The organism is Chitinophaga ginsengisegetis (assembly GCF_900168065.1).
GTDB classification, from domain to species: Bacteria; Bacteroidota; Bacteroidia; order Chitinophagales; family Chitinophagaceae; genus Chitinophaga; species Chitinophaga ginsengisegetis.
This window is the reverse complement of the sequence record NZ_FUZZ01000001.1, coordinates 1,312,713-1,338,154: the sequence shown is the minus strand read 5'-3', so window position 1 is coordinate 1,338,154 and position 25,442 is coordinate 1,312,713. Positions and strand designations below refer to the sequence as shown.

General features: G+C 44.4%; 20 protein-coding genes. 14 read left to right on the top strand and 6 right to left on the bottom strand.

What is annotated here, in order from left to right; translation table 11 throughout:
* The first annotated feature begins 145 nt into the window (after positions 1-145).
* Positions 146-358 carry a hypothetical protein gene (locus B5Z18_RS05150; RefSeq protein WP_079468314.1) on the top strand — a complete coding sequence of 71 codons (213 nt, stop codon included), beginning with the start codon at positions 146-148 and terminating at the stop codon, positions 356-358.
* A 264-nt stretch (positions 359-622) separates the two neighbouring features.
* Here the strand turns inward: B5Z18_RS05150 and B5Z18_RS05145 are convergent, their stop codons facing one another.
* The 5 genes from B5Z18_RS05145 to B5Z18_RS05125 form a co-directional block, all read right to left on the bottom strand.
* On the bottom strand, positions 623-1,798 hold the full coding sequence (locus tag B5Z18_RS05145) for an IPT/TIG domain-containing protein (protein ID WP_143313493.1): 1,176 nt from the start codon (positions 1,796-1,798) through the stop codon (positions 623-625).
* 16 nt (positions 1,799-1,814) lie between these two features.
* Positions 1,815-2,552, bottom strand: a complete 738-nt coding sequence (locus B5Z18_RS05140; protein WP_079468312.1) for a DUF4397 domain-containing protein — start codon at positions 2,550-2,552, stop codon at positions 1,815-1,817.
* A gap of 19 nt (positions 2,553-2,571) precedes the next feature.
* A complete protein-coding gene (locus B5Z18_RS05135) occupies positions 2,572-4,272 on the bottom strand; it encodes an NHL repeat-containing protein (protein ID WP_079468311.1) in 1,701 nt (566 codons plus the stop codon).
* 20 nt (positions 4,273-4,292) lie between these two features.
* Positions 4,293-7,553: a TonB-dependent receptor gene (locus B5Z18_RS05130; RefSeq protein ID WP_159454198.1), complete on the bottom strand. Its 3,261-nt coding sequence runs from the start codon at positions 7,551-7,553 to the stop codon at positions 4,293-4,295.
* Between the two features lie 69 nt (positions 7,554-7,622).
* Positions 7,623-8,633, bottom strand: coding sequence for a FecR family protein (locus B5Z18_RS05125; RefSeq protein WP_159454197.1), 1,011 nt, complete (start codon positions 8,631-8,633; stop codon positions 7,623-7,625).
* 196 nt (positions 8,634-8,829) lie between these two features.
* Here B5Z18_RS05125 and B5Z18_RS05120 point away from each other — a divergent pair, with 196 nt between their 5' ends.
* From B5Z18_RS05120 to B5Z18_RS05080, 9 genes are all read left to right on the top strand, one after another.
* Positions 8,830-9,390: an RNA polymerase sigma factor gene (locus tag B5Z18_RS05120; RefSeq protein WP_079468308.1), complete on the top strand. Its 561-nt coding sequence runs from the start codon at positions 8,830-8,832 to the stop codon at positions 9,388-9,390.
* Between the two features lie 97 nt (positions 9,391-9,487).
* Complete coding sequence (locus B5Z18_RS05115) at positions 9,488-10,075, top strand: RNA polymerase sigma factor (protein ID WP_235015926.1); 588 nt, start codon at positions 9,488-9,490, stop codon at positions 10,073-10,075.
* Positions 10,076-10,146: 71 nt separating this feature from the next.
* On the top strand, positions 10,147-11,337 hold the full coding sequence (locus tag B5Z18_RS05110) for a FecR family protein (RefSeq protein ID WP_079468306.1): 1,191 nt from the start codon (positions 10,147-10,149) through the stop codon (positions 11,335-11,337).
* Between the two features lie 277 nt (positions 11,338-11,614).
* The gene (locus B5Z18_RS05105; RefSeq protein WP_159454195.1) at positions 11,615-15,130 is read left to right on the top strand and encodes a SusC/RagA family TonB-linked outer membrane protein; all 3,516 of its coding nucleotides are present in this window, start codon (positions 11,615-11,617) and stop codon (positions 15,128-15,130) included.
* A 20-nt stretch (positions 15,131-15,150) separates the two neighbouring features.
* A complete protein-coding gene (locus B5Z18_RS05100; protein ID WP_079468304.1) occupies positions 15,151-16,599 on the top strand; it encodes a RagB/SusD family nutrient uptake outer membrane protein in 1,449 nt (482 codons plus the stop codon).
* 58 nt (positions 16,600-16,657) lie between these two features.
* A complete protein-coding gene (locus tag B5Z18_RS05095) occupies positions 16,658-17,176 on the top strand; it encodes a TlpA family protein disulfide reductase (RefSeq protein ID WP_079468303.1) in 519 nt (172 codons plus the stop codon).
* A 41-nt stretch (positions 17,177-17,217) separates the two neighbouring features.
* The gene (locus B5Z18_RS05090; RefSeq protein ID WP_079468302.1) at positions 17,218-17,931 is read left to right on the top strand and encodes a DUF4369 domain-containing protein; all 714 of its coding nucleotides are present in this window, start codon (positions 17,218-17,220) and stop codon (positions 17,929-17,931) included.
* A 124-nt stretch (positions 17,932-18,055) separates the two neighbouring features.
* Complete coding sequence (locus B5Z18_RS05085) at positions 18,056-19,066, top strand: TlpA disulfide reductase family protein (protein WP_200817199.1); 1,011 nt, start codon at positions 18,056-18,058, stop codon at positions 19,064-19,066.
* Between the two features lie 77 nt (positions 19,067-19,143).
* A complete protein-coding gene (locus B5Z18_RS05080) occupies positions 19,144-20,280 on the top strand; it encodes a TlpA family protein disulfide reductase (RefSeq protein WP_079468301.1) in 1,137 nt (378 codons plus the stop codon).
* Between the two features lie 110 nt (positions 20,281-20,390).
* Here B5Z18_RS05080 and B5Z18_RS05075 read toward each other — a convergent pair whose 3' ends face one another.
* On the bottom strand, positions 20,391-20,984 hold the full coding sequence (locus tag B5Z18_RS05075) for an alpha/beta fold hydrolase (protein ID WP_143313492.1): 594 nt from the start codon (positions 20,982-20,984) through the stop codon (positions 20,391-20,393).
* A gap of 403 nt (positions 20,985-21,387) precedes the next feature.
* Between B5Z18_RS05075 and B5Z18_RS05070 the strand changes: the two genes are divergently transcribed.
* From B5Z18_RS05070 to B5Z18_RS05055, 4 genes are all read left to right on the top strand, one after another.
* Positions 21,388-21,660 (top strand): DUF4242 domain-containing protein, encoded by a 273-nt coding sequence (locus B5Z18_RS05070; protein ID WP_079468299.1) that lies wholly within the window; start codon positions 21,388-21,390, stop codon positions 21,658-21,660.
* Positions 21,661-21,831: 171 nt separating this feature from the next.
* On the top strand, positions 21,832-22,908 hold the full coding sequence (locus tag B5Z18_RS05065) for an alpha/beta hydrolase (protein ID WP_079468298.1): 1,077 nt from the start codon (positions 21,832-21,834) through the stop codon (positions 22,906-22,908).
* 128 nt (positions 22,909-23,036) lie between these two features.
* Entirely contained in the window at positions 23,037-23,843 is an 807-nt protein-coding gene (locus tag B5Z18_RS05060) for a helix-turn-helix domain-containing protein (RefSeq protein ID WP_079468297.1), read from the top strand.
* Between the two features lie 70 nt (positions 23,844-23,913).
* Positions 23,914-25,317 (top strand): S41 family peptidase, encoded by a 1,404-nt coding sequence (locus tag B5Z18_RS05055; RefSeq protein WP_079468296.1) that lies wholly within the window; start codon positions 23,914-23,916, stop codon positions 25,315-25,317.
* The last annotated feature ends 125 nt before the right edge of the window (positions 25,318-25,442 follow it).

Below are 25,442 nucleotides of genomic sequence, written 5' to 3'. Positions count from 1 at the left end.
CGCCGTTGCGATCATGTGTTCCTGTATAGTCCGGTTGTTAAGCCATTGCCATCAATGCCCCGTTTTATCGGCACATTTTCCCGGCATGTCTACTCCCTGAAAATAGCTAAACATAGCGGACTAGTTTTGTGGTACAAACATTTTTATGAAAGCAGCCACAGAACGTAAAATAATCCGCTGGTTACACATCATACTCAGCATCCCCATCCTGGGGTATATTTATGGGCCGGTAGCGGCCAATCCACCCGCGGCCAATGCAGTACGCTGGGTGTTTTTGCCGGTAGTGGCGTTAAGCGGTATCTGGATGTGGAAAGGGCATTTGCTGAAGAAGAAATTGAACAGGCAGCGAAAGCCGTGAGGGTTTGAATATCGTGAAGCTCTGGTCCCTGAATTTCTATATATCAGCTACAAATGTTTGAGGGTCGACGTTTTATTGGATACGAGTTGTAGTATACGCCTGAATCAGGAGTGATGTAGTATCCGTTTCCTACCGGAAGATCTTTTATTGATGATAGCGTTACATTAAATAAGTAATTCGATATAATTTACCTGGTAACTATGGCTGGGTGAAGCCGGCGTCTCATCTGTCAGTGAGGCGCCGGCTTCTTTTTATAATCTTCTTTTAGAAATAAATAATGCCCAGTTCCCCATCTGTTTCAAAGATGGTAGCATTACCCACCTGGTGACTTCTTAATATTTTAACAGGTGGATTTGTTTCCCCGTAAATGCCTGTCAGTTGTGCATATTTTTCGCCTTGCTGTTCTATAATTGAAACAGTATTCCCGGATGCGTCATCGTAATCATTTCCATATACCATTCTCATGGTGTAGGCGGTAGGGAACGCATCCCCCGCCTGCAGGGTTTGCAGCTGAAGCTGTCGCCCGGGAACAATTGCGGTAATCAGTAAAGTGTTATAATTATAAGGCCTAGCCATTATTTTATTCAGAAAGGTTTCCTGGCTGATATTATTCCGCCGGTAACTGTCGCTTGCCGGGAGAAAGATCGTGTAGGACCGGTTGGTATTTGCTATATACAGCAACACAGAATCGTAGATCCTTTTGTGAACATCCGGATAGTTCCCACCGGCCAGTACAGGATAACCGCGCACCAACGTATCCATATAAGAAAATGCAGGGTCCAGGTGCAGCCAATCCTTTACGGTATTGACTGCATAGCTGGCATGCCTGATAGGGAAAGGGACAGGAAAAGTATCTGAAGGGCCATCGTATGTATGCCAGGATAAAAGCCCGGTATTCGTATTTGCTGGCAGTTTAACAAAGAAGGTATCCCTGTCTTTTTTTGAAACAAGCTGTAGTGCATCGTTTCCGATATAGAAAAAATTATCGTTATTCTGTTCACTGAAATTCTCCGTATATAAAGCAATGGTATCGCCTGCATACGCATAGCTGGGCCAGTAGCTTTTTATCAGCGGAGTAGGCTTTACCGCTATTTCAGGACCATTGGCGCTTTTAAATTGCTGGTTGCGGCTAATCGTTACCAGGATCCGGCCGTTCAGTACTTTAGGCGGAATGATAATGGCAAGACTGTCTGCGGACTGCCCCACTATTTCGCCGGGACGCCCGCCGATAAATACTTCCGTAAGCAGGCCGTCCTGTATAAGCGCATGCCCATAAATGGTGAGGCGGTCGCCCGCCTGTACAAACGTTCTGCTTAGTTTGCTGATCAGCGGTGTTTGTATAACAGGGCCATCTGCCGAAGGCGAATCTTTCTTACAGGCAAAAAGCAAACACAATAGTAAAATGCCGGGTATATATTTAAAGAAGAAAATTGTTTTCATGATTGCGGTTGTAAGGTCAGAAATTGGTGATGGTAGACAGGTTGATGGTTTTATTCACATTGCCATCTATAGGCTGCCGGTAGCCCCGGAGGATCACGGTGTAGCATTTGCCTGCCTCCAGCGGAACCGATTTGCGGACCAGCGTTTTTTCTTCACCCGTAATATCATCCCGGTACATGATCCGGATAGCTGGCTTTGGACCCGGGGAAACGGTGGCATAATCGCTTACACCGCGGAAGGCAAGGTGGCTGATAGTGTTAATGGCTGTGGTATCTACCTTCACATATACGGCGCCCATATCCGGGCTTAGATGTACCAGTCTTATTTTTGCATGATCCGGATCTGGCTTTACATCATCCCGGGTATAAAGTATTTCATAAAATCCCAGGCTATCCAGCAGATAGAGCGTATAATGTTGCTGGTCTTCAAATTTTAGCAGGGTCTCCGAAATTTTATGGGCATTGAGGGGCAGATTTGTTGTATCGGTAAACCCGATTTTAAAAATGCCGGTATCAGTGTAAGTATATTTGGAGAAGTTAAAGGCGCCTACCAGCCCATTACCATTATCATTATAGCTACGGGGGCCATAAGGCGCGTTATTCACCAGCACCATACTGTTGGCGCCATAAAAATCCGGCACCCCATTATATACCATCAGGTAGGCAAGGGGAGGAGCGGTTGGTAATTCACTATCCTTCTTGCATGATATCAGTAACCATCCTGCTGTAAAAACCAGGAGAAGATATTTTTTCATAGTTATTTTTGACTTTAGATTATTTTCCAATGGCTATTTTTACGATCCTCACATCTGCGCCACAGCACAAATAGTCATAACCTACATACAGATCGCCAAATTGATCAAATACGACCCTGTTGGGCCTTCCGAGTATACAGTTATTGCCCGGATGCGCCACCTGCATAAAGTCCCTCTGGGATTTATATTCCGGGGGAATTGGATTTTGCATAGGCCCTCCGGCAATCACCGCAATGGTTTCTGACCTGAGATCCATTTTGTAAATAGTGGTGAACCCAAAAACAATGTTCCCGTCGAAATCGGTATCATAAGTGGTGATCGTGTAAGGTAAACTCACCTCTTTGAAAGTACCGGTTTCGTAATCACTACGCTGTGTGTCCGGTAACCCCACAATGGTGGATACTTCACGGGTATCCAGGTTTACTTCTGCGATATTGGTGCCCCAGCCGGCGCCGTTACTAAGAATATAGAGTTTGCCATTGCCTGCCATCACCATGTTGGTGGCGTTATAAAAACGTACTTCATCACCAAATCCATCACTATGTTCTACGAGATCGGTATAAAATACAGTATGATAGGTAATGCCATCTGCATCTTCAAAATCATACGCTTCCCTGCTAACTTTTCCCATCACCGTTTGTATGCTTCCATCTGGCTTAAGCACCCGGAGTAATGTGCCCTGATCCAGGAAGTAGAGATCCCCTTTTTTATCAAAAGTGAGTCCGGTGGGTGAAGTAATCATCGCTGAATCTGCCGGGCCATCCTCCAATCCGCGGTAGTTCATAATTTCATTGGAATAATACACATCTACGCTGCGTTTGTTATTACCGGCAATGGTGGCTACTTTACCGGTAGCGGGGTCCAGACTCTGGAGCAGTGTGTAGTCGGCTGGTTTTTCGTTGGGGGATGCAGGTGTTATTCTGAACTGGTTCCTGAAATATAATTTGCCGTCGGGTCCGGGTTTCATGTCCACGGTATTGCCCCCGGCAACGCTATAATCATCTGCACTCAGTTTGAGCTTACCGGCAGTGGTGGCAAAATAGTCATTCCCACCGCCTGCAATGGTGGTGACCATTCCGTTTTTGATCATGCGGATGCGTAAGGAGTGATCGCTTTCCTGAAAATCGACAAAGTAAAAGGTCTGGGTGTTGCGGTCGTAGGTCAGCTGTTTTACTACGTTCACTACTGCCTGTTTGGAAGGACCGTCTTTCAATTCAACAGGGAAGAAGTACTGATAAGTTCCGTCGTCCCTTTTTACGCTATCGGAATAGGAGAAGAGGTAAGGTATAACGGTTACCTGGTTTGGAATAAGGATATTGGGTCGCTTTACTACAAAGGGGAGCGCGGGTTTTGTAAGTCCGTTCACCGAAAAGTAAATATTACCCGGACCAATATGGGCGGCCTTTGGAACGATGATATTAAAAGTATCCATAGGTACCTGGATGTGTTCCCCGATAGATGTTAAAAATGTGTTGATGCCTTTACCGTGGGTAAGCACCTGGGTTTCTACATCTGAAACGAATATTTTAACAGTTGCAGAAGGATCACCGATTTTCGCATATACCGTAATCGTTTCATCGATCTGTGCTTCTGTAATATTCACCCCGGCTTTCACTACTTTAATAATGCCGGACTCACTATTTTGAGCGTCCAGCTTTTCCCTGAATTTATTGCAGCAGCATAAAAGGAGCAGAAGGAGAAGGAGGTATTTTGTTTGCATATGAGTAGATATCATGACAATCAGAGAATAATGTTTAACGCAAATGAATAGTAAGGATGCTGGTAATACCTGCGGTAGATAATGTCTGCCTCTTCAAAAGGCAATACCTCGCCGGGTTTGGGGGATGCACCTTTTAACTGATCATAGTGATAGTTGTGTTTCCAGTCCTGGTAAAGCATTACGGGAGTATTCAGAATATTCTGTACACCGGCGCTGATGCTCCAGGTTTTATTGATGCGTTGCCGCCAGGTAAGATCCAGTTGATTCCGGGCTTTCATCATGATGTCGGTATCCGCTCTTTTCCCTTTGTTGGCGCCTACCGCATAGATGTAGTCGGCGGCGCGGTTGTAGGTAGCGGAAATTTTTGTGCCGAGACCGGGGTTTTCGTAATTGAGCGCGGCATTGATCAGGTAGGGTGACTGCCCCTGCATGGGTCTGGACCTGGTGCCTTCATAACCAATGTACTGTGGCATGGAAGGTACGTCCACATTGCTTTTGAACCATGACCCGTTTAGTACTACGGATAAACTGCGGAAGAAATTGCCGGAGATAAAATCCAGGTTTTTCCTCAATTCCGCTTCTATGCCATATACCTGCGCTTTCCCGGTATTCACGTATACAAACTGGTCGAAGCCTTCACTGAAGATCATCCTGAAACGTTCAATGGGCCGGTCGAGTTGCTTATAAAAGAAGCCTACATTTATCAGTTCATTGCTACGGGCGCCATGGGGATACCATTCCAGGCGTAATTCTGTATTGTGGATATTGACTGTTTTCAGATTGGGGTTCCCGTTGTAGGTTTCCTGGTCCAGGTAGTTAATATATTGCATGGGGGCGGCCTCTCTGAATTCTGGCCGGTTCAGCGTTTTGCCATAACCGATACGGATAATCAGCGAACTGTCGGCCTTGAAGGACGCATTAACGGAGGGCAGCACGCTGGTGAGTGGCTGGTCTACGATAAGCGGGTAGGCAGCCAGCCCGTTTTCGTAGGAACCCAGGATGCGGAAGTGGTTGTCTTCAATTCTAACGCCGCCGAATATATTAAGGCGGTCCTGTAACAGGTTGATGTCGGAACTGATGTAACCTGCTTTCAGTGTATTATCGGCGTAGTATTGATTATTGGGGGTTGTTTTTTCCAGCCACCGGTACCCGGTTCCATCTGCTCGGAACATGGAGGGATCAAAATAATGCTGCAGGTATTTTTCTTCAATGACGTGGCCATTTCCTATTACCTCGCCGTTGTCGCCGTCATATTTTGAACCCCGTATGGCCAGGTTGGGATCGTAGAGGTTTACACCGTTTACGATAATAAAGATACGGTTATTGAAATCCCTCATTCTCGACTGGTAATAGCCACCGGCTTTGAATCCCCATACATCCGTGATCCGGTAGTTCAGGTCGATGTTGCCCTGGTAGCTTTTTTCGGTAATGTCGTTGAAAGAGCGGGACAGGGTATAAAAGGAGATGAGTTCCGTGCTGAGGGCCCACGGGTTTCCTCCTGCATCGGATAGCTGCCTGTTTAAGGTATAGTCGCGGTTATCCGGCTCCTGCTTGTGGATGGTGGAATAGCCTGCATTTGCTTTCAGTTCATTTCTTTTGTTTTTTCCAAAATTGTAGGTTCCTGCAAGCTGGCCGGAGTACAGGGTATTTTGTACATAATAAAGATTGGTATGGCGAAATTCCTGGCCCGGGTAATCATCCAGCTTCCGGTAATCTTCTACAGCAATACGTTGATTATTGACATTGAAAAAATTATGAAGCGCCAGTGTTAGCCGGTCGCTCACCTGCATCTCATTATCCTGTATAACAGAAATCCTGGCGGCATGAATACCCTGCGTAAGCTGGCCATCATAAAACTTATATAACGAACGTTGTTCTGAAAGCCTTTGTTCATGTGTATTGGAGTAAGAAACGGAGCTAAGGTTTTTCAGGTATTTCCGTCCTGTTTTCCAGGCATCATAATAATTGAGATTCAACCGCAGGTCCGGCAGCGCCTTATAGGTTTTATCCAGTACATAAATGTTTTTGAACTGTTTTGAATACCCGGCATTTTCTGCAGGGGTAAGGTGATTGAAATTCGCAGCTCTTGGTATACCTGAGGGGAGTTTGCGCGTACCATCATCAAAACCCAGGAAATCATATTTACCGCCTGCATAAGACCATACGTTATCGAATGTAGAACCGGAACGGTATTGAGTAGAAAGCTGAAGATCCACCTGCCGGGTCATCTGGCTTTTCTTGGTATATATTTTTACAAGTCCGCCTGAAAACTCGCCGGGCAGGTCAGGGGAGGGCGATTTATACACCATCATACGATCAATGGCATTACTGCTGATCACATCATAGGAAAATGAGCGGCTGTCGGCATCATTGGCAGGAGCAATTGCATCGTTGAGATAGGTAAGGTTATATCGCTTGTTTAATCCCCGGACAATGACAAAATTATCTTCCGAGATATTTACACCCGGTACTCTTTTTACCACTTCAGCCGCATCACGGTCCAGCGTTCTGGCTATTTGTTCGCTTGAAATACCGGATACTACTGATTTGGCGTTGTATAACTCCCGGATCAGTTGTGCATCTGTGGTGTTGGCCACCCGTTTCCGTTTAATGGCAGTTACTACAACTGTATTGGCGGTGGTGGATTTCACCTGTAGCTTTACATCTACCGTATTATTTCCTGTTTCCACCCGGATCATCTGGTGGGTAGTAGCATAGCCGGTATAGGTAACCGTAAGGGTGTATTTGCCGGCCTGTATACTATTGAGGTTATAATAGCCTTTGTCGTCGCTGATGGTAACTTTGCTGGTTCCTTCCAGTCGTACCGTTGCACCGGGCAGGGGCTGTGCATTTTCAAAATCAACAATTCTCCCTTTTAGCATTCCTTCTGTGGATGCAGGTTTTTGGGGAGAAGCAGCCACTTTTCGTACGGCAATATTTTTTCCGGCTACGGCAAATGCAAGACCATAATGTTCTTCCAGGTATTGTAATACCTTCCCCAGGCTTATTTTGGTGAAGTGTACATCGCGGACGGTGATGCTGTTTAATACGGCCCTGTCAATAGAAAAAGTATAGTCCGTTTGTTTTTGTAAGGATTCCAGTAACGCCGGTGCGCTGACAGCGGCAGCCGAGTAGTCAACTTTAGTGGTAAGCCCCGTGAATTTTTCTTGTGCCTGTAAACTGAAAATAGTACAACACATCAGCAGGCTCAAACACCATCGCTTTATTTGTATAGGAAGGAATTTAAACGGCAAAGGAATTCCTTTTGCCTTATAGTGCATAAAAAGCATACATTAATTTATTTTAAGAATAGATGATAGCAGGCATGTTGTCCTGCTACTGGTATTGGTTTAAGGCATATTGTAAACGGTAATGTCCTGGCCGCGTTGCTGCATATAGCAGCTGGAAATGAAGAGTATATTATTTAAGATCTCACTACTGCTTTCTTTCCGGAAGATGGCGGTTATCTTTTTATCTGACAATGCTGATTGTGTTCCTTTTGCGTAGTGTATAACCAGGTGATAGCGTGTGGCCACTCTTTGCAACGCATCGGTAAGCAGCAGGTCATTGAATACGAGTGAGCCTTTCATCCATTCTTCCGGATCGCTGATCCTGATCTGTTGCCGTTTAAAGGTGCGGCTGCTTTTTTCGTAATCCATTACATCGCCGGGGTGAAGCTGTGCCACCACCTGATCAATGCTGTCTGCCGGCGCTACTGCCACCATCCCGGTTACCAGAGATACCCGTACTGCTGCTTCATGCGGGTAGGCTTCAATATTAAAGGTGGTACCCAACACACGGGTAGCCAGCTCGCCGGTATACACTACAAATGGCCGGGTAGCATTTTGCGCTACATTAAAGAATGCTTCTCCATCCAGTTTTATACTACGTTCGGCTTTACCGGTAAACGGGGTATAGGATAATTTACTGCCCGGAGCCAGCCACACCTTACTATTGTCAGGTAATACGGCCAGTTCGGGGTTGTTATGGTGGTTGTAAATGGTGGTCCAGGTAATGGGTGCGGTGTGCTTCCTGTGCGTAATCAACCCGTATGTGGCGCCTGTTAGAATGAACACCAATGCAGCTGCCACACGCAGCCAGTTTTTCTTCCATCCCCGGGAAGCGTGTTCAATAGGAATAATTCCCTTTCTGCCATACGTTTTCATTTCCAGCTGCAACAGCATCCGCCGGGTAATGTCTTCGCCGATGTTATCGGTAGGCACTTCTTCCCACGATTGCTCCATGAGAGCAATAAATTCCTGGTGATCCTGTCCTGCCAGGTAACTGAGCACCCGCTCTTCCTCCTGTGGTGTGCATGTCCCGTCAAAATATTTACCAAGCAATGCTTTATCTATCTTCATGAAGTGCATTTAAAACCTCCGCTTATAATAACACAGCACGGGCACAGCAAAACCCTACCGCGAAAAGTGGAGTTAACATTAGGATAACATTGGGGGAGATGGTGTATGAATTAATCATTATCTTTTACCGGAGCAGCAACAAAAGATAAATCTTTTCCAACTTTGTAGCTCCCGGATAACGGGAAGCATCAGCAATATGGACACGCAATCACTTCACCTGGAGGAAAGGTTTAAGCGGATCTACCTGGAGAATAAGGACCGCCTTTATCATTTTGTAAAGCGATATACTAAAGATCCCCTTATAGTGGAAGACCTTGTGCAGGAGTGTTTCATTAAGGTATGGGATAACCTGCCTTCGCTGAAAGACGATGCTATGATCTATCCCTTGTTACGCACCTATGTTTACCGTATTGTAGTGAATCATAATCAGAAAGAAGCAAGACGTTTGTTACGCGATGCCGCCTTTAATGAAAAGCAACCGCTTTCTGTATCTTTTGAAGAAGACCTCCTGTTTAAAGATGGATGGCGTAGTTTTCATGAAGTGATTAACACCTTACCGGAGAAGCGCCGTAAGATATTCCTCCTCAAACAGCAACATGGTTACACGCACCAGGAAATTGCCGACCAGCTAAAGGTGAGTGTAAAAGCAATCGAGAAACACCTGAGCCTGGCAAACCAGGTACTGCGCGAGAAATTTGTGGCAGATAAGTTAGTGGTGGTATTAATATTGTTAAGTATGCAGGCGGAGTTTATGTAGTGCTGAGCGGTTTGTTTTATACCTTCTTATGTAAAACCACCTGACATGTGTCTATTTTCCTATAACTTTACCCTCCAACCAATAAACACTGCATTTGGTGTACTTACAGAAAGATAGCGAAAAAGAACTGCTCCGGCAGGTGGCCGCTGGTTCTCACCAGGCATTTGAACAATTATTTTTGGAATATAAGGACAGGGTTTATCACGTTGCCGGACTTTATTCAAAGGACGATACGATTGCAGAGGAAATTGTTCAGGAAGTATTTCTGACTGTCTGGAAAAAAAGGGAGTCACTGGAGGAACTGGACGATTTCAGGTCCTGGTTATTTATTCTCAGCCGGAACCAGGTGATCAAATACCTGGAAAAATGGGCAAATAACAAAGCGCTGGAACATGCCTGGGGCAGCCAGGCCGGTCCAACCCAGCCTATAACTGAAATAGCGCAGCACCAGGAGCAGCTGCTCCTGGTGCTGAATGAAGCGCTCCTTTCTCTTCCGCAGCAGCAAAGGATGGTATTCTCCCTGGCCAAACAGGAAAAGTTAAGCTACGAGGCTATTGCAGACCGTCTCGGCATTTCGGTTTTAACTGTAAAGACTCATATGCAAAGGGCCCGGCAGGGTATCCGGTCTTATCTTAAACAGCGGGGCGACCTTTTTATAATTTTATTTATTTTAATGAATTATTAAAAAATTTTTGCGCTCCCTGTACTCCATTTATGACACCTGCCGGTCTTTAGTATTAAAAGGGGAACTTCCGGATGGATACACGGCATTATTTTCTTGAACTACTGGATAAATATGTAGAAGGCACCCTTCTTCCGGAAGAGGAGCGTGAGTTTGCGCTCATGTTGCAGAATCGCAGCTATCATGAGTGGTTATCTGTAGAGATATTAGATAAATTAGAAATGGACCCCGTGGGTCTGAAAAAAATCCCGGAAGAAAGAACTGCAGAAATACTATCAGCAATATTGAAATCAGAACCAACCACTGGTTTGTTGCCTCTAACCGCAGACACTGAGTCTGCGGTTAATCATCGTTCTCCTTTCCCGCTCCGAAGCACCTGGCTCCGTTATGCAGCCATGATTCTACTATTGGCCGGAGCCGCAACCGTATTATATTTGAGGCACCAGCCGCCCAAAAAAGAAATGGCCCTCGCCCCTTCAAAGGTGCAGCCGGATATTCTTCCGGGGGGCAATAAGGCTACGCTGACGTTGTCTGATGGCAGCACTATTGTTCTCGACAGCGCAGCCAACGGATCCCTCGCCAGCCAGGGAGGTTTAAAGATCATTAAGCGGGATGCAGGCATGCTTGCATATGAAGGCCGGAACACCGGTGGAGAGCAATTGTATAATAAAGTCAGTACGCCAAAAGGGGGGCAATATCAACTGATCTTACCCGATGGCACCAAAGTATGGCTAAACGCCGCATCGAGTGTGCGATTCCCTACTGCATTCACCGGGCACAGAACAATAGAGATTTCCGGCGAATCTTACCTGGAAGTAGCGCCTGATCACAACAGACCCTTCTTCGTAAAAACCAGGGGAACCACCATCCAGGTGCTTGGCACCAGTTTCAACGTAAATGCCTATGCTGATGAGGTTGCAGATAAAATATCGTTGCTGGAAGGAAGCGTGAAAATTGGATCCACGGTATTGAAACCGGGACAAGCCTACCGCTCCGGTAAAGTGATGGCTGCCGATCTTGAACAGGACCTGGCCTGGAAAAATGGAGTATTTAATTTTGATAATAAGCCGTTTGAAGAAGCCATGCGGCAACTGGCAAGATGGTATGATATACAGGTTGTGTATGAACGGCCTGTTCGTGAAATTCAGTTTGGAGGTACTTTTAAAAGGAATTTACCTTTGTCTGAGGTGCTGCATTTCCTTGAAGGAGTGGGCCTGCGTTACAGGCTGGAAGCTAACAACAGGCTGGTTATATTGAATAACTGATTTCAGAGATATTAATTCCTGTGCCATAACAACCATTACAATTTCATAGTAAGTAAACCAGGGGGATCAAATAAAAAACCGAAGATGCTGGTAACATCTCCGGTAGGATTATTTGGTCAACCAATAAAAACAATTTTCACTCGAAGAAGAACTGCTTATTTATCAACCAAACCAGGACAAAGTTATGCAATTTTCTGCTTTAAACCAGCCGTCAGGAGCCGGTGTATCTCCGAATGAATGCACGGGGCCGGGGCTATCAACCAAAATACTGTTAGCTATGAAACTAACAATCGTTTTTCTAACTGTCGCTTTTTTTCAGGTGCAGGCATCAGCCATAGCTCAATCAGTCACTTTGAGCGCAAAGAAAATGCCTTTATCAAACGTTTTTAAAATTATTGAGAAGCAAACCGGTTTAAGCGTTTTTTACAATAGTGAACAAATCAAAAACGCCGGTTCCGTTACCTTAGAGGCACGTAATATGCCTGTAGAAGATTTTTTAAAAACTGTTCTGAAACAGGAGCAGCTGAGTTACGAAATTTCTAAAGGAAATATTTTAATCAAATACCGGGAGAAGCCGGTGAAGGCATCGGATTTTGTCGTTCCCATAAAACTTTCCGGTACTGTTTTGGGCGACGACAAACAACCATTGATAGGCGCAACAATCCGGGTAAAAGGGCAAAAGGTAAGCGCCGTCAGCGATGAGCACGGGAACTTTCAGATAGCTGTTGAACCGGGGGCAGTTATTGTAGTAAGCTACATTGGCTTCGAAGAGAAAGAAGTAAAAATCACCGGCGAGGAAGCCATAAAGATTACACTCAATGCAGTTGAAACAGTATTGGAAGCTGCGGAAATAGTTTCTACCGGGTACCAGAAAATTTCAAGGGAACGAAGTGCAGGTTCTTTTTCCAAACCTAATTTGGATATTATGAAGAACCGTTCCGGTAGTGCAAATATCCTTTCGAGATTAGATGGACTTGTACCCGGATTGGTTGTGAATAACGCGCCCAGTGCCAGTCAGAACCCTTTTTTAGTACGGGGACTGGCAACAATTGGCCTATATGATGAGTTTGGCAACGCCGTACCAGGCGGCGCCAGCAGAAGCCCGTTGATTGTGGTCGACGGTGTTCCCCAGGATAATATATCCGCTATCAATACACAGGATGTGGAAGATATTACGGTGCTAAAAGATGCAACGGCCGCTTCTATATGGGGTACAAGGGCCGCTAATGGCGTTATCGTGGTTACCACAAAAAAAGGGAAAGCCGGTAATAAGCTGAGTATTGAATATGATGGATTTGTAAATTTTCAGGGAAAGCCGGACCTGAACTATATCCAAAGACTGAACAGCAGGGATTTCATTACCGCCTCCGGAGAGGTATTTCAGCAGAGTAAAGCCAGTTATCCCTTTGGTTTGGCATCACAGTTAGCAGCGTTACGCCCTCATCAGGTTATCCAGTACAACAGGGAGGCCGGGCTGATTTCCGCTGCGCAGGAAACCAAAAGCCTGGATAGCCTGGCTGCCATAAACAACACAGGTGAAATTGCAGACCTTTTTTACCGGAATGCCACACTGACCAACCAAACCATTTCTGTATCCGGCGGGGGAAAGGCGTATGCATTTTATGGATCCGTCAGCTATACCGGAACCAGATCAAATCAACCCGGTCAAAAGGATGATCTTTATAAAATCAACTTTCGCCAGGATCTTGTTCTCAACAAAAGCATCTCGCTTTTCCTGATTACCGATATCAGCAATAGCCAAACTTCATCTCCCATTGATATATCGTTAAGTCCAAACTTTGTTCCTTATCAGTTATTCAAAGATGCTGCCGGTAATCCCTTAACCATTAATCATATGGGGGATTTCAGCGACGCAAGAAGACTGGATTATCAGAACCGGAGCGGGATTAACCTTGAATATAACCCGCTCAATGAGCGTAACCTCGGCTATAATAAAAGTGACCAGCTATACAGCAGGATAGTAGGAGGAGGTACCGTTAAGATTCTGAAAAACCTGCGTTTTGAAGGAAACTATGGGTACAATATTTTGTCGGCCAACGCAACAGGGTTTTTGGACGCCAACAGTTATACCGTGCGTAGGGAATTGCTGGACTTTACCGTGGCGGTGCCCGGAGAAGCCCCTGTTTATTATCTGCCAAACAGTGGCGGCAGACTAACAGAGAATAACTCCTACCTGAAAAATTACTCCATCAGGAACCAGCTTGTTTTTGATCAGAACTGGCAAAAACATCAGTTAACCGTGCTCGCCGGACAAGAGGCCACTTCACAGTATGGAAGAGCAACACAGATCATTGTAAGAGGCTGGGACGATAAACTGCAGATTGGACAGCCGATAGATTACAAAACATTAAACGCCGGAGTGGATGGTACAATAACCAATGCCGCTACATTTTTAGATCAGAATTTTACCGGGGGAGAATCACCTGTAGTCAGAACCAGCTCTTATTATTCAAACCTGAGTTACAGCTACATGGGTAAATATACACTGAATGGTAGCTGGAGAAATGATCAGAGCAATTTGTTTGGCAGGGATAAATCTGCACAAAACAGACCGGTGTGGAGTATAGGCGGAAAATGGAGACTTGGTGAAGAGTCATTTATGCCGGGTAATGACTGGTTAAACAGACTTGATCTGAGGGCTACTTATGGCGTTGCAGGAAATGCGCCGCAACCGGGTACAGCTGCATCTTACGATATTTTAAAAGCGGATGCAGGCCCGTATTATGTAACAGGCATGGGGCTGATTATCGGCACGCCGGGTAACGATAAACTAACCTGGGAGAGTACCGTCATTAAAAACGCCGGGGTAGATTTTGGTTTACTCGGAGGAAGATTAGGCGGATCCATAGATGCTTATATCAAAAATACAACAGATCTGTTGGGTAACCTGCCGGTGAGTCCTTTTTCAGGCTATCAGAATGTGGTAGGGAACCTGGGATCCATACAAAATAAGGGGTTTGAAATTGGTTTGAACTCGATTAATGTGGTTGGTAAGAATTTTTTCTGGAGTACTAATTTCACCCTGGGCTATAATAAAAACAAGGTTATCCGGATAGAATCCCTGGGTACAATTGCCACCGGAACGGAAATGATCAGTCAGCGTTATGTGGCAGGCTATCCTGCTTTTTCATTGTTCGCATTTGATTATGCAGGACTGAACAACAACGGGGATCCGCAAATCAGGCTCGCAGATGGAACCATCACCACTGATCCTGTTGCTTCAAAGGCAACAGATGTAAAATTTATGGGAACCACGCAACCGCTTTGGGCTGGTGGATTATCAAATGGCTTTAGTTACAGGGATTTCTCTTTAAACATTAACCTGGTGTACAACCTGGGTCATGTGATGTTCCGTGATGTTAATACGTTTTGGAGCGAACCAATGTATGACAACGTTCATGCAGAATTTGCCGACAGGTGGAAAGTCCGCGGAGATGAGAACAAAACAAATATTCCCCGCTACATAGGCAATAAAGCTGAGAACAGCGATAGAAATACCACTTACTATACTGCTGCCAACATTAATGTGTTCAATGCCTCATTTGTTAAAGTGAGAGATATAACACTGGCTTACAATCTTCCGGAAAAATTAATCAACCAGCTGAAGGTCCGGGCAATAACCTTTAGGGCACAGGTGTCAAACCTGATGCTGTGGAAAGCAAATAAACTGGGAATTGACCCGGAATTCCAGAATTCCGGACTCTATGGATCCGGTAGAACCTTACGTACTGGTCAGGGTAGCCTTACCCTGGGTGCACATGTTTCATTTTAGGCCTGATAAACATTCAAATTATGCGTATTCCAAACAGACGATATATTTTACTCTTTCTCACAGCAGTGATTGTAGTTACGGTCTCCTGTAAAAAAGGATACCTGGAAGTAGAACCTAAAGGGGCGCTTATTGCAAAGGCCACCCAGGATTATGAAGCATTGCTGAACACCACTAAAGTAGACCCTTCAACAGCCGCAGGGTTTCTGGGAGACGAGGTGGCTGCACAGCAGAGCTATTTTGGTGGTGCATCTGTATACAGGCAGCGCCTGTTCAAATATATCGGCGATGCCTTGCTGCCGGACGACCTGCCGGAAATGGGGTATCTTAAATCGAACTATGCTTTTAATAAGATCATTGAAGAGATAGATGCTTCCACTGGCGGCACTGAACAACAAAAGGCCCAGATCATGGCGGAAGCTAAGGTAGGCAGGGCGGTTTGCCATTTGCTCTTTTTAAATGATTTTGGCAAACCTTACAATGAGGCAACAGCAGCTACTGATTGGGGCGTACCGATTATTACCGCTGCTGATGTAACCAAAACTGATTATAAAAGGGCTACTGTAAAGGAAGTTTATGAGTTCATCATCAATGATATCACGGAGGCATTACCAAATTTATCGAAACCTTTCTCCCATTCACTTAAAATATCAAAGCCTGCTGCCGAAGGAATTCTTGCAAGAGTTTATCTCTACATGCATAATTATACCGCATCCCGTGAGCACCTGGATAAGGCTTTCAGTGCCTTAACAGGAGCAACAAAACCTGTCGGTTTATACGATTATAATGTTACGCTTAGTCCGGATGGAACCTGGCAACCAGCTGATCCTGCATATTTTGGACCTGCATTAATGCCAAATTCTTTTTTGGGAGAAGATCAGGAAAGTATATTGAATATGAGTTTAAGCACTTTTTATATTGGCTCGGCCAATGCATTTGTATGCAGACCGGAAGTTGCAGCCCTTTATGATCCCTCTGATTTCAGGTTACAGATCTATTCGAATACTGAACTTTTTGGAACGGTTATTTTTCCCAATGGAATGAGACGCTATCCAAGATTTAGTGCAGAAGTAGGAATTTGTTTGCCGGATATGTATTTAATGCGTGCTGAACTGAAAGCACGTGCAAATGATTTGGCAGGTGCAAAAGCTGATGTGGAATTACTAAGGGCCAACCGGATGCCTGCTGCGGCGGCTGCTGTTCCGGCCGGCATTGCGGCTAATCAGCAGCAGTTGGTCCGCTTTATCCTGGAAGAACGGATCAGGGAATTTGCCTTAAAAGGTATGAGATGGTACGATGTACGTCGTTTATCTACAGATCCGGTTTATAGCAATACAATTAATTATACCCATAAACTGTATTCAGTTACCGGCGATGTAGTGGAATCTTATACCCTCACTCCGGAGCGGCTGGTGTTGAAGTTTGGAAGAAAACTTACCTCTCAGCATCCGTTACTTATTGAGAACCCTTAATTAAAAGACTGTTTGGAAAAATGATCCGGCAATAGCAGAACACTAAAAAAATATACAAATGAAAACAACAATAGTATTGGCATTGCTCCTTCTTGGAGCAGTTACCTGTTCTCATGCTCAATCGAAAAGTGAAGCCGGGAAAAAAAAGGTGTCAAAAATGATAGGAGGACTGCCTGTTGGTACGAAAGCGCCGGCATTGAAAGTGGAAGAGTGGCTTTCTGAGATACCGGATATGAAAGGGAAATTTGTGGCGCTGGATTTCTGGGGAACCCATTGCGGACCCTGCATTTCCGGGTTTGCTCATGTTAATGAACTACATCGCAAATACAAAGATAAGATAGCATTCATTGCCTCAACTACAAATGAAGCGCCGGAGGACGTATATGTTTTTGAAAAAGCTCCCATTGAATTTTACAGTATGATGCAAAAGGCCAAAGCGTGGAACGACGATTATAAGATCGTAGGAATACCCCATATGATCATAGTCGATCCTAAGGGTATTGTTCGCTTTTCCGGAAACGGTCATGATGTTACAGATGAAATGCTGCATGATCTGTTTGAAAAATACGGCAGGTAAAAAACGTGGCTCAAAGAATTTATCTTTTAAAGCATTGCAAAATGAAAATTATCCCATTGTTTATATTGGTTTTAACAGCCATCACTACGAATGCACAGGAATTGGAATTTACCGGGGAGTTGAAAGACCTGCAACCTGGTACAAAAGTAATCTTAACCGACCTCCGGCCCCGTTCTGATCTGAAAGGAAAGAGATTTCATGATACTGCGGTTGTAAGCAATGATGCTTTCAGGTTTAAAACCAAACTTCCCGGCGCAGGTATCTATGTGCTTCGGGTAGGGTTAATCGGACAAAATCCTGAACACCGGACATTGTACCTGGATGCAGGAATAGTGCGGCTAACGGGGAAACGTGGCGAACTTAAAACGGCTGTCGTTTCAGGTAATGATGGGTATATGAAAGATTATACCCGGTTCACGGAGATAATGGAAAGTCAGGAGGTGTTCGGCAGAAAGAAAGCGATTTACGATACCGCTATGGCGCTGATGGCCAGCACAGGTTCTTATGAAGGTCTTTTTAAAGATAAAGCTTTCCTGGAGAGGGAAACCAAAGTGGATCAGGAAGCCCGTGATAAAACCCTGGAAATAGCCTGGCGGTGGCTGGAAGAAAATCCCGCTTCGGACATCAATGCTTATGTGATTTACACTTATCTGGCCAGGCAGGACGAGGATAAGAGGTATAAAGCAGCAATGGAGAAGCTTAGTCCATCAGCGCGCAAATCCTTTCCCGGAAAAATGCTGACTGATAAGTTTTAATTGAAAGCGCTAAAAACGAAAACCATGGAAAATCCCGGCTGCCGGTCCCGGACACGATATGGATGCAATTCGTGCTGTGCTCAAATAAGGATAATCAAAAATCAATGAGAGATAAAACATGCATATGAATAGATTATTTTTTCTGACAGTAGCCTCTTTTATGACTACATCCGTGTTTGCACAGATGAGTTTTAATATTAAGGGGAAAGTTGCTCCCAATATATCTGCTACCCGTGCAGTATTAACATATGGAGGCGATGCTAAAAGTGATACCGTTAACATTAAGAATGGAGTCTTTGGATTTAAGGGAAATACCCGGAGACCTGAGCTGGTAGTGATAGATTTGATGACTCCTGGTTCATCCGGAGAAGAAGAATACGCTGCATTCTTTTATATGGACCCAAATGCTATCACGGTCGATTTTGATAAAAGTGGTACCGCAAAGATCATAAGCACAGGTAAAGAGCAGAAGATTTTCCGGGAGTATAGCGCCCGGGAACAGGACCCCAAAAATTTCGGTATGGATACTGAACAGGATATCGCCAAATTGATTAAGCAGTATCCCGACAGTTATGTTGGCTTGGATAAGCTGACATATAATTCCGTAAAGATGCAACCCACGAGGGCTCAACAATTGTTTGGCGGCTTAAGCAAAAGAATGCAGCAGACAAAAGATGGTATCGCTTTTAAAAAGGAACTGGAAATAGCCCTTAAGTTTGATGTAGGCCAACCTTCGATAGATTTTACACTTCCCGATACGGAAGGTAAACCGATATCACTGGCTTCTTTCAAAGGACGGTATGTATTGCTTGATTTTTGGGCAAGCTGGTGCGGTCCATGCAGAGCAACTCATCCTGAGCTGAAAAATACTTACGATAAGTACAAGGATAAAAATTTTCAGGTCCTGGCTGTTTCGCTCGATACACAAAAAAATCTCTGGCTGAAAGCAATCAAAGAGGATCAACTGCCCTGGACGCAGGTCATCGATTTGAAGACTGCTTCTAATCAGGTGGCAAAAATGTATGGGATTACACAAATTCCGCAGAGTTTTTTGATTGACCCCAACGGAAAAATTGTAAGCAGAAATCTGAAAGGAGAGGCTTTGGACGCCAAACTCTCACAGTTGCTTAAATAAGGATCAATACACGTTTAATATACCATTTACTATCATCAGATTGCGACCTTCAGTAGCAATCAGGCAAAAAAAATATTATGAAAAAGTTGCTAATATTAGTTTACGCGTTAACAGCAATGCTTACTGCCAATAGCCAGAATTTTACGGTTAAGGGAAAATTATCCGGACTTAATATACCTGCAGATATCAGCCTCGAATATAGCGGGAAAGTACTGAAACAGGTTTCAAATGATGGCACTTTTGAATTCAAAGGTTCCGGTCACCCGGCGGATGCCTTGCTTAAAGTCATCCCTCACCATCCTACCCTGACCATGCAGGATACTGCATTTTGGTCATGGGTAAAGCCCAATATGCATTTAATGGGCGGCAGGAGTTTTTTCCTGGAGGGTGACGTAACCATTAAAGGCGAAACAATAAATGATGTAGTGGTGGAGGGTGGCAAACAAGCTGTTTATGAGGGATTCAGAGCCAGGGAGGATGCGCTCAAACGTTCTTTGGATTCGATAAGAGGAATGGAAAGAGGAAATGAAAGTAACGATGAGGACGATGAGAACGCAGAAGAGACTGTGGAGAGAGAGCCCTCAGCAGCTGAAAAACAGTTGTTGAAACAGATAAGTGATTTGAAATTGCGTTTTGTAGAGCAGCATCCGGATAGCTACTTCAGTCTTAATTTAACCGGGGAGCAAAGTAATGGAGATGTACCCACCTTTAACCGGATGCTGGACCTATTAAGTGAGCGTATGCGTAAAACTTCCGTATATGCTGGTTTGAAGTCAATGTCTGCAGGGTTCTCCATGAAGAAAATCGGTAATGCTGCAAAAAATTTTACACTAAATACCGCAGAGGGAACACCCGTATCTTTGGCATCCTACAAGGGCAAATATGTATTGGTTGATTTCTGGGCCAGCTGGTGTGGACCATGCAGAGCCGAAAACCCCAACGTATTACGTGCCTACAATCAATTCAAAAGCAGGAACTTTGAAGTATTGAGTATTTCGGTAGATGCTAAAAAAGAGGAGTGGATAAAAGCAGTGAAAGAAGATAAGCTTCCCTGGACGCAGGTATTGGATTTAAAAGGGAACAATTCAACGGCAACGGCGTACGCGGTTACGGGTATCCCTGACAATGTTTTGGTAGACCCCAATGGTATCATCATTGCTACAAATCTCCGGGGTAAGCAGCTGGAGAAAACGCTTGAAAAAATGCTCAAATAAAAAATACTGCTATCGTGATAGGCAACAGTAACAGCCGGGCACTTGCCTGGCTGTTGCTTTTCAGGAAAGAGTTGTTCCAAACACGCATTTACCTTCCGGCAGGTCAAATATTATTCACGAAAGTAATTCATGATGATTTTACTAATGGGATCCGCTTTATTAAAAACCATGAGATGTCCTCCGCCCTTAATGCGATAATCGGGATGCACAAGTCTGCTGGCTATTACCCTGTCGGCCGTTCCATGAATTTGAATAGTTTTTTCAGGCGCTTCTTTATTATTCCAATGACCAATGCTTTTCAGTGCCCAGCGGAAAAAGGTGACATCTGTATCTTTCAATAATTTCGTCAGCGCTTTTTTGTCATTCTGTGACTGGGCGCCAAAGTAGCGATAGGTAAGAAAATTGGTACGGTTTATTAATGACGCGGGAATGATCCGGTATAGTCCCAGTTTTATGAAAAAAAACTGCACTTTGTTCAACTCTTTTTTTGTTCTGACCGAAGAGATCAATACCATTTTCTTTACCCTTATCTGTTTGGATACTTCTACCGCCACGATGCCTCCAAAAGAAAGACCGATTATATACGGATTTTCAACGGTGATCTGGCTCTTTATCCTGCCGGCATACTCCGTTATTGATTCATCCGGCAACGCAGGGATCCAGGAGACGTAAACTTTATGGTAGCCCGGAAGTTTCAGGTTCATGAAGATACTTGAATCTGCCCCGATACCACTAAAAAAATATACCGTCTTTTGTTCCTTTTTAGCTGTATCCTTCGTGGTTTGGGCACCAGCCAGGAAGCTGCAGAACATTAATAAAACAAAAAAAATCACTTTCACATTTTGCGTCATAAATTTCCCCGCTTCTTGTAATGTAGGTTACGATATTATTAAAAAAAGTTACTCATTAAAACAATCATATGTTGGCCCATCGGCAGAGTTAGCATATATACAGGCATGACCATCAGGGAAATCCGGCGGATCTTAAAATAATTGCTTACATTTAGGATATGTTACTCCATTGGCTATTCCTAAAATGCCAAACCTGTAAAAGTCCCTACAACGAGCAAGATTTAACTGTCATAGGATCAGCATTAAAACTAAAATTATGCCTAAGTATGTTATTGAACGCGAAATCCCTGGTGCCGGTAAATTATCAGGAGAACAATTAAAAGCAATTTCACAAGCTTCCTGCGGTGTACTAAGTAATATGGGCCCACAAATCCAATGGGTGCATAGTTATGTGACAACCGATAAGATCTATTGTGTTTATATTGCCCCTAATGAAGAAATGATCCGCGAACACGCCAAACAGGGCGGATTTCCAGCCAACACTATCAGTGAGGTGGCTGCCATTATTGATCCTGCAACTGCAGAGTAAAACATAACTATATCCTTTAAAACGCCCCTGCGTCTCAAAGGGGAATCACCCGTAAATAGGAATATTTACCGGCGCTTAGCTTTTTTTGTTTTTTTGTGGGCCACCTCATGCTACATTTTGGTGTCCAAATTTGTATATTACCTCCGCTAATTATAACCCAATTGTAGTCTTATGATAAAATGCCTGGCCTCTCTTTCTATTGCTTTCGTCTTTATATTATTGTCTTGTTCCGTACAAAGCCTGGCGCAGCAGCCGGGAATTGCAAAGGGTACAGTACAGCGGATAAAAGTTCACAGCAAGTTGCTGGAAGGTAATCTCAGTGGCGACAGTGCCGACCGCTATGTGTCTGTTTACCTGCCTGCCGGCTATAGTTCCGGTACTAAGAAACGCTATCCGGTGGTTTACTTCCTGCATGGCTACACGGACAATGATGCAAAATTTTATGGATTTCAAAAGCATTGGATGACGCTGCCCCCCATATTGGATACCGCGTTTTCCCAAAGCCCGGGTCATGAAATGATTGTGGTTACCCCCGATGCCTATACACTTTTCCAGGGAAGTATGTATTCCAATTCAGTAACAACCGGAAATTGGGAAGACTTTGTAGCCAGCGAACTGGTAGGTTATATTGATAGTCACTACCGCACCCTCGCACAGAAAGAGAGCAGGGGCTTATGCGGTCACTCAATGGGCGGCTACGGCGCATTACGGATCGGGGAGAAGAATCCTGGTGTATTTTCAACGGTATACCTGCTGAGCCCCTGTTGCCTGAACTCTCCTGCAATGTCATCGGAAACCTTGCTGCTACAACTTCTCCGGGCAGACAGCATTAAGACGATAGAAGAATTTCAGAAATCAGATTTTTTCACTAAAGCGCTCTTTGCGTCTGCGGCGGCCTGGTCGCCTAATCCGGGAAATCCACCATTTTATCTTGATCTTCCGGTAAAGAATGGAAATTTGCAACCGCAAATATTACAAAAGTGGGACGCGAACCGTCCATTAAACAATTTGGATCAGTATATCTATAACATCAGAAAATTAAAGTCTATCGGTTTTGATGCGGGCGATAAGGATAGGGCCATAGCAGAGAGTATTAAAACGCTGGATGAAGAACTAAGCAAATACAGGATCGAACATTTCTTCGAAATTTATGAAGGTGACCATATCAACCGCATTGCAAACAGAATTGAAGAAAATATGCTGCAATTCTTTTCAAAGCATTTATCGTTTAAACAAAATACAAAGTAGCAAACTGTGCTGCTTCGTCTGGCAGACCGTTTCTTCCTGCTAAATGTTATATTTGCATCTCCTTAAAAAAACATACACGCGGGTCCTGCGCTCATGATGCGGGACAGGAATAAAAATTTAACTGGAAGATGAAAATGGAATTTTACAGGCCGGTAAATGAGATCTTACAAAGATATATAGAAGGTTATTATTTTATTTCCCCCGGTAAAAATTCCGAACAGCTACATTACTGGACATTTCCGAACAACTACTTTATCGTATCAGTGAGCCGGGATATTGAGATTGAAGCAGGGAGTAACAAAATCACCGTCAGACCTTCCCGGCAGGAGAACATTGTAGCCAACTTTGTATCGCGGTATATCGCTCCGATCGAAGTTATAATTGAGGGCGGGATAAACGAGATTACGATTTATTTCAAGCCATTGGCCATCAATTATTTCCTGGATAATGCCCACGAGCTTTTTGAACAGGAAAATGCGGTGGATTTTAATCCCTTTGCCGATTTTATACCGGCGATGAAGCAGATCCTGCTTGAAGATGACAGGAACCTTCAGCGGGAAAGCCTGGAAGACTACTGGATTTCAAAACTCAATCCACGGGAACCCGGATTGATGGAGAGAATTATATCTGATATCGAATCTGGTTTGAAGATAGAGGAGATTGCCCGTAACAATAACTTTTCGAGACAATATCTCAACAGGCTTTTTACCAGGAACATCGGTAAATCGCCCTCAGAATTCTACAGGATCCACCGGTTTAGAAAGGCGATAGCAAAACAGAGAGATGTCAGGAACCTTACGGAACTGTCTTATGAGAGCCTTTTTTATGATCAATCACACCTGATAAAGGACTTTAAACAACTTACCAACGTTAACCCCTATACTTTCTTTAAGAAAGTGGATACAGACAGCGCCTCCATCTGGCTGTTTATCTAGCAGTTTACATTTTTACAATTTTAGCCATAGTGACGGAGCTATATTTGCGGCTCGATCAATAGATATTAATATGAAGAAATGGCTGCTTTGTCTCGCTTTTAATATGTTTTCATTTTCGATATATGCGCAGCAATCAGGCTGCAACTGCGCGGTGACATTGGAAAAACTGGTAAAGAAAGTGGAGACCGAATATCCGGGTTTTGCGGACAAAACGAAGGAAGGATTGCCCTATGAAGAACTAAAACAGCATCTGACCAGGGAGGCTAAAACAGCAGATAAGCCTGGCTGTGAAAAAATCCTGAAGAGGTATACCGATTTCTTCAAAGATCCCCATTTATGGGTGGGTTCAAACGGATCTCCTTTTTCTTCCGGTAACAGTGGCCCTGCAGAATCCATATCTTTTGATATCAGGGGTTTTCAGGATAAAATTAAGCTCACAAAGGATCCGCTGGAAGGGGTATGGTCTACAGAAGGCTACAGGATTGGGATCAAAAAAATGAGTGGAAATGAATATACCGGGTTTATTGTCGGGGCAGAATCTGCATCCTGGAAAGCAGGAGATATAAAGTTCAGGTTGTTTCCGGACGGTTCTTTCGAGTATTCAATGCTTGACCGGTCGAAGAAAAAGGGACGTTATACCATGCATAAGGAGGGTATCCTGTTTTTGGACGCTGTTGGTATGGCGCTGGTCAGGGAACTTCCGGCACCAACGGCAAGTGCAACCCAACTGGAAGAAAAACTAAAGGAGCTTGCGGGTTTTTATTTCAGGAAACTATCTCCCAGGACATCGATCCTTAAATTGCCAAGTTTTGAATACCGGTACCTGGAAAAAATTGATGAGCTGATCTCGCAGAACAGAACGCAAATTGAAGGTAGCGAGAACCTGATCATCGACCTTCGTGGCAATCCCGGGGGAACAACAGATGCTTATCAGAAACTTCTTCCGTACATCTCCGGAAAATCAATACGCAACACCGGGGCGGAGTTCCTGGCTACGCAAACTTATATCGGAAATCTCGAGGCATACAAAAAGAGCCTGGATAAGAATACCCCAACAGATGAAATTGACAAACAAATAGATCAGTTAAAAAAGAACCTGGGTCATTTCGTGAACTTTAGCGATGCAGGTAAACCTGTGTATATCGAAAACGTTGAGCCGGCCGCTAAAAGTCCCCGGCAGGTTGTTATTCTTGCAGATAAGGGAACAGGAAGTTCGGCCGAGTACTTTTTGTTCATCGCAAAGCAGAGCAGGAAGGTCAAGGTATTGGGCGTACCCAGTTATGGTGCATTGGATTACGGCAATGCCTACCTGGTAGATTTCGGATGCCCGGGTTACCAGGTATTCATGCCTACCTATCGCGCAATGCGCCTGCCGGACTACCCGGTGGACAATATCGGCATCCAGCCGGATATCTATCTCGACAGTTCTGTAGAGGACTGGGTAGCATTTGCATGGCGATACATAGAGGAATGAGATTGGCAAAGTCAGACCTGTACCACCGGCGGCCTTTATCCATCAACCAGGCGCTCAGCATTAATCCGGTCCCGGTATTATTTATTTTGGGATTTTTATTATAGTTTGCAGCTTTGGAAAAAAAC